The sequence below is a fragment of the Halobacillus sp. HZG1 genome, from assembly GCF_035818575.1.
In the GTDB taxonomy this organism is placed as follows: domain Bacteria; phylum Bacillota; class Bacilli; order Bacillales; family Halobacillaceae; genus Halobacillus; species Halobacillus litoralis.
Genome location: NZ_JAYLVQ010000002.1, coordinates 1 through 1657, shown reverse-complemented (window position 1 = coordinate 1657; position 1657 = coordinate 1). Strand labels below are relative to the sequence as shown.

The 1657-nt window shown below is 45.9% G+C and carries 1 protein-coding gene; it reads right to left on the bottom strand.

The window, feature by feature from the left end:
* Window positions 1-359 precede the first annotated feature (359 nt).
* Window positions 360-1265 carry a chemotaxis protein gene (locus tag VKA52_RS00015; RefSeq protein WP_326313772.1) on the bottom strand — a complete coding sequence of 302 codons (906 nt, stop codon included), beginning with the start codon at window positions 1263-1265 and terminating at the stop codon, window positions 360-362.
* Window positions 1266-1657: the final 392 nt, after the last annotated feature.

The window sequence follows — 1657 nt, the reverse complement described above, 5'->3', positions numbered from 1 at the left end:
CTTCCCACCTAGGCAGGCATAATGGGCTTTGTATCAAGCAATTACTCTTTCTAGACGTCCATTGGATAGAGTGCATATTATCCATTTCCTATAAACATATATGCTGATTTTCTAAGTAGTGGTTTCGAGAATCTTCCTTGGCAAAGGGGCGGAGGGGAATGGCGAGACTCCTGCGGGAAAAGAGTGCTAGGTGAGACCCCGGAAGGCGTCAGCCTGAGGAGGCTCATCGCGCTCCCGCGGAAAGCGAGTTATTCCCCGCATCCTCCATCCACTCAAAGAACATCTCGAAACTGAGTCTTCAAGAAACCTGCCATTTACTTTAATAACAGAACACAGGTTCATTAATAGAACCTGGTTCTTTAGAGAATGTGATGATCGATGATTTTTACGAGTTCCACGATTTCTGGTTTGGACACTTGTCCATCAGCTCCAACGATTTCGCCTTTGTGTCGAAGGTCATCTGTGATCAGTGAAGAGAAAATGACGACAGGAAGTCTGTTCATATCGCTATGACCCTTCAACAGGCGAGTAAAATGGTGGCCGTCCATACGCGGCATTTCAATATCAGTGATGATCAACTGGTATTCTTCTTCGATGGTTTTCCCTTCTTCCAATAAATCTTCCAAATGTTCATAGGCTTCTTTTCCGTCCTCAAAGGTAATCGTATTTTCATAACCTGCTTCACTTAACGTTTCCTGAAGCATGGCACGAAGCATAGCGGAATCTTCAGCAATCAGAATTTTCTTTTGTGAACGTTCCCTTTGGCCAAGTTCGCGCAACTGATCAGCATGAATACTGGATTCTGGATTGATATCAGCGACCACTTTTTCAAAATCAAGCAGCAACAGCATGTCTTCATTCATTTTAATGACACCTGTAATCTGCGTTTCCAGCCCCTGGTACATTTTATTCGGCTTTTCAATCTGCTCCCACGAGATCCGGTGAATCTGCGTGACGGTGTGTACGTGGAAAACGATTTTCGTCTTATTGAATTCCGTCAGAATAAATTTATCCTGCTTCGGATTCTCTGATGGTGAAAATCCGAGGGCATGTGCTACATCGACAACAGGGACGACTTCCCCACGGATTTCAATGATCCCTTCCACCGATTTATGGGAATGAGGAATTTTTGTGACAGGTTGAGGGTTCAGAATTTCTTTTACTTTTATAACGTTTATGCCGAAACGGTTATTCCCGATTCCGAATTCGACGATTTCTAATTCATTGGTGCCGCTTTCGAGTAATATGCCTTGGTCCTGCTTCATGAAGCATCGTCCTTCCTTTGATAGAATCCACTTTTTATATCGTCTATCAACGGTTAAATATAAAGCAGTTGCCCTATATTACTGCATGCCTCACACTTTTTCAATAGAAGCTCCCTTTAGTTGAAGACTCAGTTTCGAGACTTCTGTTGGGTGGATGGGGGCTGCGGGGAATAGCTCGCTTTCCGCGGGAGCGCGGTGAGCCTCCTCGGACTGCGTCCTGTGGGGTCTCACCCTGCACTTTTTTCCTCGTGGATATCCGGTTCCGGCGCCTAGCGGCTAGTGAGACTTCCCTCGCTTCTGTACGATAAGTCAACATCGAATCGCTACGCTCTCCGTGTTTCCTTTATCTCCGCCAGCTCAGTCCAGTCCATACGCCGCTGATCGAGGCGCCT

Coding starts and splice junctions, on each gene's coding strand:
- VKA52_RS00015 (WP_326313772.1), bottom strand. CDS start 1,265: ATGAAGCAGGACCAAGGCATATTACTCGAAAGCGGCACCAATGAATTA.